Here is a 15,648-nt window from a genome sequence, read left to right as displayed (position 1 = left end):
AGGTAAAAAGAAAAAGCCCGAGCCTTAAATGTTTACTGTATAGTAGGAATGGAGCAACAATTCACCCCCCACCTGAAGAGAATGGGGGACTTCTTGTCACATTATATTAAAAATTCTTCTCTAATTTTCCTGGGGATCATATATTGCATAGGCCTTTACAATATACTCCGCACTTTCCAAATATTTTACAGTTACATCGATATTATATGGTATCCCTGCTTTGAGTTCGGATGGACCACCAATATAATAGTAGCCTTTATTTCCTTCTGCAGGTTTTATTTTCTCATCACCTACCATGACCTCTACACTGTCCGTTTCCATATTACCTATCATAAATTTCAATAAATATCTAACATTTCTTATATCCATTGGTGTATTTGCTGTTATAGTTATATGGTTCTCCTCATTAAGGGACTTTTCACCCGATGGATTATTCCATGTTAAAGTCACGCTTGCAAGGGTAGTTTTATCAGGATCTGTATACCAGGGCTTAACATTTACATCGCCTGCAACATTATCACCTTCACCCATGAGCTTATCGCCTGATGGACCGGATTCGTCTCCCCACCAATTTTGGGATGCATCCAATCTACCTTCTCCTTTATAATTGACTCCTGCATTTCTATTTTCCATAAAACTATTATTTTTTATGGAAATAGGTGTATTTTGAGCATTTGCTCCTTCCAGCGTAATACCATTATTAGTTTTATTGATTATATTATCTGTAACTGCAATGCTCCCTGTAATTTCAGAAAAGCGAAGTCCATCCAATCCGATATTTTCTATTGTATTTCCTGATATTGTTGAGTCTGACACTCCATTTATATAAACAGCTGTATCGGATAAATTCGATATTTCATTATTGCTTAGAACTAATCCGCTCAAATTTTTAAGCTCTATTCCATACTCGCTATCATTTCCGTATATGCTGTTATGTTCTATTTTCCATCCACTTTTAATACCGTTTGAACTTCTTGAATTGGAAATAGCATAGTATGGAGATGATGAGTTGGATTTCACAAAGCTGTTATAACTAATATTGAGATTATTTCCTGCACCACTGGCATCGATTGAAGAGTTGATAAATTTAAATCCCTTTATGGTGATATCCTTTGCCTGAGAGTTTCCAAAATCTATTGGGCACACTATTGCTGCCTCCAACGAATTTTGTGAAGCTGTATTGCTTGAACTATTATAACTCGGCCCAAGTAGAGTAAGAGGTTTACCTATAGTAATGCTATTATATCCAGCACCATAGGTCCCTGCTTGAACGTTAATAATATATCCATCTTCCGCTACAATTATAGCCTTTCCAATATCCATATCGCTGCGCAAATATATGTTTTTATCCACCCATGTAACAAGAGCCTTTCTGGCATCATCTACTCCATGATAAATAAGCCTCTCAATTTCAAAGTTATCCTTACCGGCAAAGTTATTTGAATTTACCTTTAAGGTTTCGGTTCCATTATGATATATTATAAAATCATTATTATCGTATATGTTATCCGAAATATTGATCATAAAATTTGAAACGTTGTTCTTTTCTGCAATGGTTACCCCGCTGAAGGAGTCCTTTATAGTATTTTTCAGTATATCTATACTTCCCTTTTTAGGATTAACGTTTAAAATGCCATAAATAACTATAGCTCCTCTGTTTTTATTCCCTTCATTCCCCTTACCAATTTTAGACATCATATTATTCTCAATATTTAAACTCTCTACATTTGCTCCAACATATATACCTCCTGTGAAAAAATTATTTATTAAATTATTCTTCACATTCGCCCCATTCTTTGTACCAACTACATTGTCTATAAGTATTCCTTCAACTGCAGATTGACTTCCCATTCCATTCAATATGTTGTTTTGCACTATGAGATTTGATACATTACTTAATTTCATTCCAATCTCGCTGTCAGGGCTTCCTGTAAATTCAATCCTGTTTTCCTCTATTATCCAGCCATCATGGGTGTCTGTAGAGATGTCCAGTGCAGATGAATTTGTAAAAAAGCAGTTATTTGATATCACCACATTGGAATTTTGCTCCACAGATTTTACACCCGATGTCCCTTTAAACATTAAACCCCTTATGTTTATATCTTTAATGCCGCCTTTAATCGTAAGATATCCAGTTATGACTGCTTCCCTTTCCTCCTGAACATCAAAACTATCGATGCTATCCGGCTTTCTATTATCATTTGGACCTTTTATCGTAATGTTGCTGTATCTAATATCCGCACCATAATATGTTCCGGGCTCTACATAAACAGTCCCTCCATTCTCATGCAAAGCATCAACTGCAGATTGAATATCATTAAAATGAGTTATATTCCAGCCCGGAGTATCATGATTATAAGTATTACTAACCCACACCTTGTCCTTTCTTATCTTTAGTACTGACTTTGTAATATTCGATATAACCCTCCACCTGTTAGGTTTAAATAGCCCTCCATATGCACTGATACCAGTAATTACAGCAATAAAGGCAACTGCAATTATTATTTTTCTCCTTTTCATATTTTTACCTCCATTGTTACATTGTCATTAAGAATCTTTTCCATAATTTGCCTCAAATATACAAAAAAATAAATAAGGGATGAAAATTTCATCCCTTATTTATCTATCTTCCCCTGTAATCTCCCAGTTTTATAGTAACATTAAAGTACTTTCCATCCCTGTATACCCTTGCAGAAACCTCATCCCCGACTTTATGTTTATTAAGGGTATCTGGAAGGTCATTCTCATCTTTAATATCTACTCCATCAAACTGTACTATCATATCCCCTGGCTTTATACCTGCAGCTTCAGCCCCACTTCCTGCTTCTACCTGATAAATGTATACACCCACGGGAACGTTATTTTCCTTTGCTGCATCCTCGTCAACAAATCCATATGTTATTCCGAGAAATGGCCTTGATACATAACCGTTTTTCATTAAAGCTTCAATTACTGGCTTTGCTTCGTTTATTGGAATTGCAAATCCCATTCCCTCTGCGTCCATGAGCTTTAAAGTATTTATTCCAATAACTTCTCCTGCTTCATTGGCCAATGCTCCTCCGCTATTCCCTTCGTTTATTGATGCATCCGTTTGAATAAGCTTAAAGGTTTTTGCATCAACCGTCATCGTTCTGTTCACAGCACTTATAACTCCTGCAGTTACCGTTCCTGCATACTCCTGTCCCTTTGGATTGCCTATAGCGACCGCGACATCCCCAACCTTTACCTTGGATGAGTCTCCAAACTTTGCAACGGGAAGGTTTTTCACATCGATTTTAAGCACTGCAAGATCTGTCCTTGGGTCTGTGCCTATTATCTTTGCAGGCACAGCCTTTTTATTCCCGGGAAGGGTGACTGTTACACTTGAAGCCCCTTCTACTACATGATTGTTTGTTACTATATATCCATCCTTATCAAATATAATTCCCGAACCACTAACCCGCTTAATATCTCCCCCTAGCGTTCTTATATTGTTGTTTATACCAACTACTGCCGGACCAACAGTCTCGGCAACCTTTGTTATAGAATTCTTAGGCAGCGAAGTACCCGTTGAATTTGGATTGAGATTATTTATATTATTTTGTCCATTGGCTGCAGAGTTTTGATAAATGTACTGTCCTTCATAGTTCTTCTTTACATAATATCCGCCAATTATTCCTCCAATTGATGCCGAAAAGAAAACCATTAAAAGAACCCCAAGTATCCTCATGAATTTCCTTGTTTTTTTCTCTTCAACAAATTTTACCCCGCTCTGCCAGGAATTATTATTGAATTCCATATTTACACCTCCCGATAATTTAATTATAAGGGTGCTTTTTAAATAAAGTATGAATAAAAATTAAAAAAATGAATAATTTAACTTGCTGCGCTGATTTTGGATTTGTTTCCTAAGCCAGGCTCAAGGTAAAGGTAAACTTAGTGCCTTTATCTCCTGATTCAACCCATATGGTTTCCCTATGCTGGTTTATTATCTGTCTTGCAATAGAAAGGCCAAGACCTGTTCCTCCACCTTTAGACCTTGCTTTATCAACCTTGTGAAATCTATCCCATATATACTTGATTTCCTCCCTCGGTATTGGTGGTCCGTCGTTATATACACCTACAAGAAGTTTATTCTCCTTTATCTCAGTCTTAATTTCTATTTTGCCACCTTCTGGCACAAACTTTATTGCATTATCAAGAAGGTTTGTAATAACCTGGTCTATTCTGTCCCTGTCACCCTTTACATTTAACTTATTCTCAATAAGTATAACATTGACATTAATGTTTTTCTTATTTATCCTGTCCTCAAATTTTATTATCCTCTGACGAATGAGTTCATTTATATCGAAAACACCCATGCTAAGCGAAAACTCCCCTGATTCAAGCCTTGCAAGGTCTAGAAGGTCATTTATAAGCCTTATAAGCCTTTTAATCTCATCATGCACTATATTAAGATAATACTCCCACTTTTCCGCTGGTATTGTACCGTCGAGAATTCCGCCTATAAATCCATTTATAGAGGTCATAGGTGACCTTAGTTCATGGGATATATTTGCGATGAAACTTCTTCTCATGTTTTCAAGATTCTGAAGGGAGTCTGCCATATAGTTAAAGGATACTGCAAGGTCTCCAATTTCATCATCGGAATTTATATCAACCCTCTGGTTAAAATCTCCCTTTGCTATACTCTTGGCTGTGTAGTTTATTCTTCCAAGGGGTTTTATGAGTATCTTCTCTGAGAAATAGTAGATTATAAAGGCAGATATAACTATTGCAAAAAAGGCCGACATCCAGATTACAAAATATACCCTTTTCAGTGCACTTTTGATTTCATCCAGGGGAGAATGAAGAAATACAGCGCTCTGCACATGACCATTTATATATATGGGTATTCCAACGGTTAAAACCGGAGTTTTAACTATTTCTGAAAAACCTCCAGTTTTCACTATGAGACTGCCGCTAATAACCTCACTTATTTCACGATTCGTAAGCTGCTTACCTAAAACATCGTCCTTTTCGTCGCCTGAGTATCCATAAACAAAACCGTATCTGTCAACCAGCCATATCCTTGCATTTAAAAACCTGTCTATTACTGAAAGTTCAAATTTCAGGTCATCGTTATCGGCCCTGTCCTCAACATAATCTATAACTATCTTGCTTAGCATTTCCCCCTCCCTTATAAGTGCAGCTGCCCTCTGCTTATAATAATGGTCATAAAACCAGAAGGATAAAAAAATTGCAACAAGGCTGTAGGATATTACAAGAATTATGAAGTAGGTTGACATAAGCTTTGTAAAAAGACTCTTTTTCATCTACTTCACCTCAAACTTATAACCCACGCCCCAAACGGTTTTTATATGCCATTCATTTTCTTCACTTAGTTTTTCCCTTATCCTCTTTATATGAACATCAACAGTTCTTGAGTCGCCGGGATAATCATATCCCCATACCTCGTAAAGAAGCTGATCCCTTGTAAACACCTTGTTTGGATTTGAAGCTAAAAAATAGAGCAGTTCAAATTCCTTAGGAGGCATTTCTATTTCCTTCCCATTAAATACCACTATATATGAATCTGCATCAATTTTAAGGTTTGTAAACTCAATGACTCTGTTCTGAGATTGAGGTTTATATCTTCTTAATACTGCCCTGATTCGTGCTATAAGCTCCTTAGGCTCAAAGGGTTTTACTATATAGTCATCCGCTCCAAGTTCAAGACCTAAAACCCTGTCAAAGGTTTCTCCCTTTGCAGTAAGCATAAGTACGGGTATCTGGGAGCTTTTCCTAATCTCCTTTAAAACCTCATATCCATCAAGTTCAGGCATCATTATATCAAGTACAATGAGGTCAATTTGCTTTTCTTTGAAAACTTTTAATGCCTCGCTACCATTATATGCTTTAAAAACCTTATAGCCTTCCTTTTGAAGATAAAGCTCTATAAGATCACATATATTGCTGTCATCATCAACAACAAGTATTCTTGTTTCTATCATATTATCCCTCCAGGAAAATTTATACTTTTGCTTTTAAAAATTCTTAACTTTATTTTCTCATTTATACATGTTATTTACAATATTATGCCCATTATCTAAAATGAAATTAAAATTAAGTTTACAAATTGGATATATGGTATCAAAATTAATGGTATCGAGTTTTCTATGTTGAAAACCATTTAAAATATTATAAAAGCTTCGGGTCAAACACCCGAAGCTTTTTATTCAAAGAGTTTACTTACTGAAAGATCCTCATATATTCTCTTAATAGCCTCAGCAAATATTGGAGCTACAGATAAGGATTTTATCTTATCTATTCTCTTGGCCTCTGGAAGAGGTATCGTATTCAAAACTACAACTTCCTTAAGAACTGAATTCTGTATTCTCTCTACCGCAGGGCCCGATAAAACAGGGTGCGTGCAACATGCATATACCTCTTTAGCCCCAAGTTCCATAAGGGCCTTTGCCCCATTTGTAATGGTTCCTGCTGTATCTATCATATCGTCTATCATTATTACCGTCTTATCCTTTATATCACCAATGACATTCATAACTTCAGAAACGTTTGCCTTTGGCCTTCTCTTATCTATTATTGCAATAGGTGCATGAAGTCTATCCGCAAACTTTCTAGCCCTTGTAACTCCACCTATGTCAGGTGAAACCACAACGAGTTCATCATCAGGTATATTAAGGTTTCGGAAATACTTTGCAAGTATAGGTTCCCCCTGAAGGTTGTCAACGGGAATGTTAAAGTATCCCTGTATCTGAGCAGCATGGAGATCCATTGTAAGAACCCTGTCTGCTCCTGCTGCATGAATTAAATCTGCAACAAGCTTTGCTGTAATTGGATCCCTGGCCTTGGCTTTCCTGTCCTGCCTTGCATAACCATAGTATGGAATAACCGCTGTTATTCTTCCTGCAGAAGCCCTTCTAAAGGCATCCATCATTATAAGAAGCTCCATAAGGTGGTCGTTTACAGGTGCGCATGTTGGCTGAACAACAAACACATCTGCTCCCCTTACAGTTTCATTGATGTTTATAGATATTTCTCCATCGCTAAAATTACCAACCTCTGCGTTTCCTACATTAATACCGATAATGTCAGCAATTTCCTTTGCCAGTTCCGGGTTGGCATTTCCACAAAATATTTTTATGTTTTTTCCATGTGTAATCATAAGTAATCCTCCTATACTATTTTTTCCATATGCCTTTTTTATCTACCCAGCCTTCCTTATTAACCTGCCTTGATCTTGCCACTGCAAGTGCCCCTTCGGGTACATCCTCAGTTATTGTAGAACCTGCTGCTACATAGGCATTATCTCCCAGCTCTACAGGAGCAACCAGGTTTGTATTACATCCAATAAAAGCATGATTGCCTATCTTTGTTTTATACTTTCTTGTACCATCATAGTTCACAACGACTGTACCACACCCGAAGTTGCAGTCACTTCCAACCTCTGCATCACCTATATATGTGAGATGTGAAACCTTAGTTCCATCGCCTATTACAGACTTCTTAATTTCAACAAAATCACCTATCTTTACCTTTTTACCTATCTGGCTGCCAGGCCTTATATAAGCAAATGGCCCAACCTTTGCTTTATCCATTATTTTGCTTTCAAGAACCACAGAGGATTGTACCTCTACACCATTTTGAATCTCACTGTCGACTATTCTACTGTTTGGACCGATAACACAGTCTTCACCAATTACGCTTTTTCCCTCTATTATAGTTCCAGGATAAATAATTGTATCCATTCCAATAACAACGCCATCGTCTATATATGTTGATGACGGATCTATTATGGTCACCCCATCAAGCATTAACTTCATAAGTATTCTCTTTCTCATGACCTCATTTGCTTCATAAAGCTGAGCCCTTGTATTTACACCCATAAATTCTGTAAAGCTTGATTTATATGCTCCAACCTTCCTGCCTTCATTTTTAAGTATTTCAATAACATCCGTTAAGTAATACTCCCCCTGGGCATTATTGTTTGTAAGTTTATTAAGGGCATTTAATAAATCATTTATATTAAAGCAGTATGTTCCTGAATTTATTTCTTTGATTAGCCTTTCTTCATGAGATGCATCCTTATGTTCTACTATTTTTCTAATATCTCCATGCTCATCCCTTACTATTCTTCCAAAACCTTCTGGATTTTCTGTATCAGCGGTTAGGACCGTTGCTGAGTAGCCTTTGCTGTTATGATATTCAAAAACCTTGGATATGGTTTCGGCCGTTATAAGAGGAGCGTCCCCTGCAAGTATTATTACTGTGCCTTCCTTGTTTCTTAAAAAATCTCTGCTGCACATTACAGCATGCCCTGTTCCAAGCTGCTCACTTTGATAGGAGGTTTTTATATTATCTCCAAGATATGCCTTTACTTCATCGGCTTTATGCCCTACAACAACCTGAAAGTCCTCTACTCCTGCGCCCATAAGTGCGTTTATGACGTGATCGATCATAGCCTTTCCACATACTTTATGTAAAACCTTCGGGAGCTTTGATTTCATTCTCTTGCCTTCTCCCGCTGCAAGTACAAGACCATAACAGTTTTCCATCTCCAGCACCTCAAATAATATATTTTCACAAATTTTAACCTATTATATTATATTGCAACAAACAATTTAATTCAATTATATTAGGTCAAAAAAGCAAAACTGACATATTTTCGAAATATTCTATCATAACAAGGCCTTCATCACAATAAAAAATAAAAAGGAAGCCCCTTGAGACTCCCTTTTTATTCCCCTGATGTTTCGGTATCAGCAGCGTTCTTTGCCTTTTCATATTCTGCAAGTATTGCTGATTGAATCTTTTCCCTTGTTTCAGTGTTTATTGGATGAGCAATGTCTTTAAATTCACCATCCGGTGTCTTCCTGCTTGGCATTGCAATGAAAAGACCATTCTGCCCATCTATTACCTTGATATCGTGTACAACAAATTCATTATCGAATGTTACTGAAACAATTGCCTTCATCTTGCCTTCGTTTGTTATTTTTCTTACCCTTACATCGGTAATTTGCATGCTTTCACCACCTTCCAGTTGCTTAATAATATATTCTTCATCTTTTTAAAATTTCCTTCTAAAAATTTCAAAATCTTTTATTTTTTTGACTTCTAACGAACTACCCCGATATTGGAGGGATAAATAATAACCTCTCCCTTTTCCTCGTTCACCGATTCAAGCCTCATAAGCGATACATAATTTTGTACAAGCTTCTTTACAGGTGCTTCACCTTCAACAAGAACACCTATACCGACAACGGTGCTGTCGAATTCCTTCATAAGGTCTATGATACCAGCAGCAGTTCCTCCGGCCTTCATAAAATCATCAACAAATATACATCTGCTTCCCTTTTTAACCGAACGCTTGGATAAACTCATTGTCTGTATCCTTTTAGAGGATCCTGAAACATAGTTTATACTTACAGTAGAACCTTCAGTAACCTTGCTGTCCCTTCTCACTATAATAAGTGGAACGTTTAATGCCCTGGCAGTCATAATTGCAATTGGAATTCCCTTTGTTTCAACCGTAAGTACATAATCCGGATTTCTATCTATAAAATAGCCTGCAAGAATTGTCCCTATCTTACTTGATATCTCAGGAGAGTAAATTATATCATTCATATACAAAAATCCCCCGGGTATTATTCGTTCAGGATTTTTAAGCATTGAGCATAGCTCCTGCAAAAATTCCTCTTCAGCCCTTTTAGCCATGCCAGGTATATACTTTACTCCTCCTGAGGCCCCTGCTAAAGTTTCAATTCTGCCGCTCTCAAGTGTTTCAATAACCCTTTTAACTATAGCTATATCCTCACTAAGGGTAGATCTTGCAGCTGAAAAAAGCTCAGAAAAATATCCAAGGCTAATAACCTTGTTAGGGTTGTCTGATAGTATTTTAACTATGGCTGCTACTCTTTCTTTTCTCTGCAGGCGTTCCAAAATACCACTCCTATCCATTATTTAATATATTTGTCATATTAGTAAAATTTTATACATATTCTAAAATATAATGTTAAAAATACGAATATTTATCATATTTTTTCCCTTTAATATTCATTCTAGTTTAAAAATGATTTATTTTCAACCACTATATGGCAAGCTCCCGTTTTATTTAAAATACAAAACACCGCATCTACTATTAAATATAAGTTTATATTTTTACCTGACAGCTTATGTATTATGTTATAATATTTTTGTCTATAATGTTAATAAGCATTTTGTAGGAGTGATAATATGTTCAATCTACACAAAGACGCAGGTAAAAGGGTTCACTTTATAGGAATTGGCGGAATAAGCATGAGCGGCCTTGCAGAAATACTTTTAATATATGGATATAAAGTTTCAGGCTCGGATAGATCTGAATCCAGGATAACAAATAAACTAAAGGGAATGGGAGCAGAGGTTCATATAGGCCATAATGCTGAAAATGTACACGGTGCAGATATTGTAGTTTATACCGCCGCCATTAGGGAGGATAATCCAGAATATCAGGAGGCTAAAAGGCTAAACCTTCCTACCTACGACAGGGCAGAATTTTTAGGATATATAATGAAAGAATATTCTAAAAGCATTGCAGTTGCTGGAACCCACGGAAAAACAACTACCACATCAATGCTTTCCTTGATACTTCTAAAGGCAGGACTTGATCCTACTATACTCGTTGGTGGAGAAGTTGATGCAATTGGAGGAAACGCAAGGCCTGGAAAAAGCCCATACTTTATCACCGAAGCCTGCGAATATAAGGGAAGCTTTTTAAAATTCTATCCATACATAGGAATAATTCTTAATGTTGATGCAGATCATCTCGATTATTACAGGGATATAGATGATATATACGATACTTTTTTAAGGTTTGCTAACCTCATACCTGAAAATGGTCTTCTAATAGGCTGTGCTGAGGACGAGAGGGCTGCTAAAATAATGGATGAGGTAAATTGTAATACAATAAGCTATGGAATCAATAAGGGAAATTATACTGCAGGAAATATTAAATATGACTCTAGAGGTTGTGCCTCCTTTACCGTTCTCTATAATGGGAAAGTTTTCGGTGATTTCGCCCTCAAAGTTCCGGGAGAGCATAACATTTTAAATGCCCTCGCTTCAATTGCTGCTGCACATTTTCTCGGAGTGGATAAGGGCATTATAGCTTCAAGCCTTTTGGAATTTGTGGGAACCCACAGAAGGTTTGACAAGCTGGGTGAAAAAAATGGAGTTACAGTTATAGACGACTACGCACACCATCCAACGGAAATTAAGGCTACGATAAAGGCAGCACAGAACTTTAGCCACACAGGAAAACTCTACTGCGTATTTCAGCCCCATACCTACAGCAGAACTATAACCCTCTTTAATGAATTTACCGAAGCCTTCTATGGTGTTGATAAGCTTATTTTAGCTGACATATACGCTGCCAGGGAAAGGGATAATGGAATTGTAAATTCATCAATGCTTAATGATGCCATAGCTGCGAAGGGTATTGATTCAATTTATATAAAGAGCTTTGAAGAAATAGTTGATTATCTTGAGGAAAATCTAAAGCCCGGCGACCTCTTAATTACCATGGGCGCAGGGGACGTTTACAGAATAGGGGAAATGTATTTAAACAAGGCCTAGTTAAACGCTGCTGGAAAGCCAGCAGCGTTTTAATTTTAAATTTTTTTTTATCGCAAACCGACAGTTCAAAGGTCGGGTTGGAGGTTCAATCCCTCTCCATGGAGCCATTTTATTTTTTGCATATAATAATGTCGCAATTAATTTGACAATATTTTGCTTTTTCTGCCAAGAAAGCGGAGATAAAAAATATATGAAATTCACATAAAGCGGGCAATTAGAAGTTCCAGGCGAAGGGATGCAGAAAAATCCTAGAACTTTCGTGACTTAAGAGAGGCAAGTTTAACGAAAGTTCTTGATTTTTCAAATCTCAAGCCTTAGAACTTCTTTGCTTAGCATACTGGTGAATGAAATATATTTTTTATCGCAGCGTTTTTAGAGGATAAAACCTACAAAATAAATTAACATATATTTTATATTTCAATATACAATCCATACGTTTATAATATATTGTATAGTTATGTTTAAATAGCCCAAAACAAGTTAAAAAGGAGTGCTGAATATGAATCCCATTGCTTTCTCTATATTTGGTATTGGTATAAGATGGTATGGAATACTTATAGCTTCAGGAATGCTTATAGGAATTCTTATAGCTTCCCATACATCCAGGATAAAGGGTATAAGCTATGATAGGCTTTTAGATATCCTTCTCATATCTATACCTGCAGGCATTATAGGGGCAAGGTTGTATTATGTAATATTCAAATTCGACCTGTACAGGGATAACCTTGCTGACATATTCAACATAAGGCAGGGAGGCCTTGCAATACATGGAGGGCTTATATTTGGCATATTGGCTGCCTATCTGTATACGAGATATAAAAACATAAACCTTATTAAATATGCTGATGTGGCTGCTCCATCTATAATAATCGCCCAGGCCATCGGAAGATGGGGAAACTTCTTTAACCAGGAAGCCCACGGCGATCCTGTGTCCAGTGAATTCATAAGTCATTTTCCCGAGTTTATACAAAAAGGAATGTTTATAGAAGGCCAGTACTGGCATCCTACGTTTTTGTACGAGTCCCTATGGAACCTTGTTGTATTCTTCATACTTCTCATCATATTAAGAAGGTCTAAAAGGGATGGAACGGTTCTCTTTTCCTATATAGGCCTTTATTCAATTGGAAGATTCTTTATAGAAGGCCTAAGAACCGACAGCCTTATGGTGGGTCCCCTGAGAGCTGCTCAGCTTGTAAGCCTTGCAGGTATTATCGGCTGGATAGGATTTTTGATATATAGCTACAGAAGAAGAGAAAGACATATATAAAGGAAGATGGCTTCGCAAAGCGAAGCCATCTTCCTTTACTGGTCGGGGTGACAGGGCTCGAACCTGCGACCTCATGGTCCCGAACCATATTTCCTATATATCAGCTTGTATCATGTCATATTTTCTTATATCAGTGAGTTAGATTTTTCAATGCTTTTCACAATCTTAATATACTATTTCGTATCATTTCATATCATATCGTTGAAGTTCGTGCGTTGTCATTATGTTGTCAACATAAAAAAAGGAGCTCTCTAGCTCCTATTTTATCGGCGGTGGAAGTTTTGATATAAACTTTGCATACTGATTCCCATAGTTAATAATATTTAAGCTGTAAAATGATTTAAGGTTTAGCCCTTCCTCTATCGTAAATGGTTTTAACTCTTCTTCAAGTGCTTTGAGGTTTTCTTTTTCTGTTCCGGCTAGAAGCATATATGAGGTCCCGACGGATTTGACAGCATCCATTAAGGACCTAAACTGTTTTAGGTAATGTACTGTAAACAAAGTACCTAACCGGTGCCTTCTAAATTCAGTAATATGATTTTTAATAAAATTAGCACATGTAGGTATCTGATGTACTTCATCAATGATTACGTGACACAATCTATTATCTTTCTGTTTCCTCAACTGTACTGCAAGCCATATACGACTCATAAAGTAGGTTGTTAAGGTGTCTCTTATTTTCACATCGGGGAATACTGTCTGGGGAATCCTCACCAGAACTGTTTTGCCTTCTTCAATATACTTTATAAAATCAATGTCATTGTTTGGTGCCGCTTTAAGCATTGCCTTGACATAGATGTTTTTATTCAATGCAGTTATCCTGTTCAGTATGCCGATTATAAGACTCTCCCTGGTACCTATAATTTTTCCGTTTTTATCTCGCTCATGTAACTCATCTAAGTCGTAAAATATCTCGTCATCATCCCGGAAACACCCTGAATATTTTGCCTGTCTGATATATTCATTCCTTACCTGCCATTTCCGCAGGGTCTGAAATACAGCGTCGATAGTTTTGCTCGGGTGGATAAATACAACCATGGCGGCAGCATACAAATACCTGAGCATAGGGGCTGTAAGTTCTCCTGTAGTTTCATCTGTAATTGAATTGATAAGATACTCAACTTGGCTGCTTAATAAGTTTGCGATTCTAAGCCTATCCCATGCTGAAGATTCTTCTGTTATTTGTTTTGAAGCTTCGGTATATGCCAGGGCAAATAATTTAGTCTGGTCCGATATATCTATAATTTTGATATCGTTAGCTGGTATATACTTTTCTATAGATTTAGATAGTTCACAGTCTTGGATATAATCCAGGACGATATTTGCATCACCAGCTTTGTGGGTACCTACTACAAAATTTTCTGTATAACTTGATTTGCCAGCATTTTGAGGACCAATGATTATTTTAGGTAGCGCACATATATTTTTATCCTGTGGCCAGGAGACGGATATCGTTTTACCTTTCTGTTCTGCAGTACCCACAGGGATAACCCCTCCCTGGAGCTCCTTCGGAATATCTACTTCTCTGTTATCAATGTTATTTATTTTATATATAGTCTGGTAATGCTTAGTTGGCATTTGCATGATTTGTGCTATTTCCTTTGAACACAATATATTGTCATAGTTACTTTTATCAACCATTATAAACTTATTATCTCCGGCCATTGAATTGAAAGCTTTTTCAATGTTTCTAAACAGCATTTCTTTCCTAATTGAATTTGTACTTACAATTATGCGTGTTAAGTATCCATTGTATTTAGATTTTGTTTTAGTATCTTTACTTAACCCTGTTCTGAATAACTTTGAATACTTACTATTCGTTATTTTTTCATGCTGAAGTGGTATATCTGTTATTAAGTCGTTTACGAAATCCATTGCAAAATATAAAACATCCAGAGCTGCCTCAGCAAGTTTAAAACCTATCTCCTTTGGTGTTAATGTTGATTTTAAAGTCATTTTACCCTTTTCAAAGTCTTTAATACACTCTTCTACTTCCCGGTACCATGTATAGCTTACGGGATGTAGTTCAAGCCTAATTAATATCTTTTCATCATTTCTTAATATTGTTTGTGTTTCAATGATGTTCGATAAAGGATACTCCCCACGTAAATCTGTCTTTAGTGATAAGAAATAATGCTCAGCTAACTCCAATTCTCTAATATATTGAAAACAAAATACATCTTTCGTAGGCTTATATGTTGCATTCTTCCAGCATATATTCAACTCTGTTTCTATATTATCCTTAAGTTTATCATCGAAGATCAGATAGAATGAAACGTTATCTTTTGAAATGAGAATTTCATATGCAAAGTAATACTGCTTTTCTATTGTGATTGAACCCTTCATTCTTTGAATTCTTTGTAAAAGTGGTCTATAGAAATGTATATTTTCAATCATGCCTAAGACTTTAGTATTATCAATATTAATATCCGGTATTATCTGGAGTTTCATAGCATCACCTACAGGAGCATATTGGCCAGTTGAATTAATCCAAAACCGTAAAGCGCGTTCCTGCACAGCTTCCTAGCCGCATGTTCATTACCGATTAACAATAAAATTCCACTTATACAGAGCATAGTAACAAGGGCTATCCAACTTATTCTGCTAATCCCATAAACCAGTGTCGTCAATATTGAATATATTTTATCGAAGAAATTATCAAACCCCTTCATTCAAAAAACCTCCCCTTAAATCCCTTATAAATTCCTCTCAGAATAAACCAAGCACCCGTGGTTAATGCGATTAATGATAACACTGCAAATATTAAGAACATGAATAAAAACCCC

The 15,648-nt window shown here is 36.5% G+C and carries 12 protein-coding genes; 2 read left to right on the top strand and 10 right to left on the bottom strand.

Features of this window, described 5'->3' with window-relative positions; all coding sequences use genetic code 11:
- Positions 1-120: 120 nt before the first annotated feature.
- From EDD71_RS02225 to purR, 8 genes are all read right to left on the bottom strand, one after another.
- The gene (locus EDD71_RS02225; RefSeq protein WP_133627102.1) at positions 121-2,520 is read right to left on the bottom strand and encodes a right-handed parallel beta-helix repeat-containing protein; all 2,400 of its coding nucleotides are present in this window, start codon (positions 2,518-2,520) and stop codon (positions 121-123) included.
- A gap of 103 nt (positions 2,521-2,623) precedes the next feature.
- Positions 2,624-3,778: a S1C family serine protease gene (locus tag EDD71_RS02220; RefSeq protein WP_133627101.1), complete on the bottom strand. Its 1,155-nt coding sequence runs from the start codon at positions 3,776-3,778 to the stop codon at positions 2,624-2,626.
- Positions 3,779-3,887: 109 nt separating this feature from the next.
- A complete protein-coding gene (locus tag EDD71_RS02215) occupies positions 3,888-5,294 on the bottom strand; it encodes a sensor histidine kinase (RefSeq protein ID WP_133627100.1) in 1,407 nt (468 codons plus the stop codon).
- Positions 5,295-5,972: a response regulator transcription factor gene (locus tag EDD71_RS02210; protein ID WP_133627099.1), complete on the bottom strand. Its 678-nt coding sequence runs from the start codon at positions 5,970-5,972 to the stop codon at positions 5,295-5,297.
- A gap of 221 nt (positions 5,973-6,193) precedes the next feature.
- Positions 6,194-7,147, bottom strand: coding sequence for a ribose-phosphate diphosphokinase (locus EDD71_RS02205; protein ID WP_133627098.1), 954 nt, complete (start codon positions 7,145-7,147; stop codon positions 6,194-6,196).
- 16 nt (positions 7,148-7,163) lie between these two features.
- Positions 7,164-8,537, bottom strand: coding sequence for a bifunctional UDP-N-acetylglucosamine diphosphorylase/glucosamine-1-phosphate N-acetyltransferase GlmU (gene glmU, locus EDD71_RS02200; protein WP_133627097.1), 1,374 nt, complete (start codon positions 8,535-8,537; stop codon positions 7,164-7,166).
- 182 nt (positions 8,538-8,719) lie between these two features.
- A complete protein-coding gene (gene spoVG, locus EDD71_RS02195) occupies positions 8,720-9,004 on the bottom strand; it encodes a septation regulator SpoVG (protein ID WP_133627096.1) in 285 nt (94 codons plus the stop codon).
- Positions 9,005-9,096: 92 nt separating this feature from the next.
- Complete coding sequence (gene purR / locus EDD71_RS02190; protein ID WP_133627095.1) at positions 9,097-9,921, bottom strand: pur operon repressor; 825 nt, start codon at positions 9,919-9,921, stop codon at positions 9,097-9,099.
- A gap of 294 nt (positions 9,922-10,215) precedes the next feature.
- On the opposite strand from purR, the gene murC reads away from it, so the two are divergent.
- Together murC and lgt are read left to right on the top strand one after the other, a co-directional pair.
- Positions 10,216-11,595, top strand: a complete 1,380-nt coding sequence (gene murC / locus EDD71_RS02185; RefSeq protein ID WP_133627094.1) for a UDP-N-acetylmuramate--L-alanine ligase — start codon at positions 10,216-10,218, stop codon at positions 11,593-11,595.
- Positions 11,596-12,094: 499 nt separating this feature from the next.
- Complete coding sequence (lgt, locus tag EDD71_RS02180) at positions 12,095-12,862, top strand: prolipoprotein diacylglyceryl transferase (RefSeq protein WP_133627093.1); 768 nt, start codon at positions 12,095-12,097, stop codon at positions 12,860-12,862.
- 258 nt (positions 12,863-13,120) lie between these two features.
- Here lgt and EDD71_RS02175 read toward each other — a convergent pair whose 3' ends face one another.
- Both EDD71_RS02175 and EDD71_RS02170 read right to left on the bottom strand, forming a co-directional pair.
- Complete coding sequence (locus tag EDD71_RS02175; RefSeq protein WP_133627092.1) at positions 13,121-15,313, bottom strand: hypothetical protein; 2,193 nt, start codon at positions 15,311-15,313, stop codon at positions 13,121-13,123.
- An 8-nt stretch (positions 15,314-15,321) separates the two neighbouring features.
- Positions 15,322-15,534, bottom strand: coding sequence for a hypothetical protein (locus tag EDD71_RS02170; protein ID WP_133627091.1), 213 nt, complete (start codon positions 15,532-15,534; stop codon positions 15,322-15,324).
- Between the last annotated feature and the right edge of the window lie 114 nt (positions 15,535-15,648).

It is taken from the genome of Fonticella tunisiensis (genome assembly GCF_004364155.1).
Lineage (GTDB): Bacteria > Bacillota > Clostridia > Clostridiales > Caloramatoraceae > Fonticella > Fonticella tunisiensis.
The sequence above is the reverse complement of the archived record's forward strand: the minus strand, read 5'-3'. Positions and strand labels throughout refer to the sequence as shown.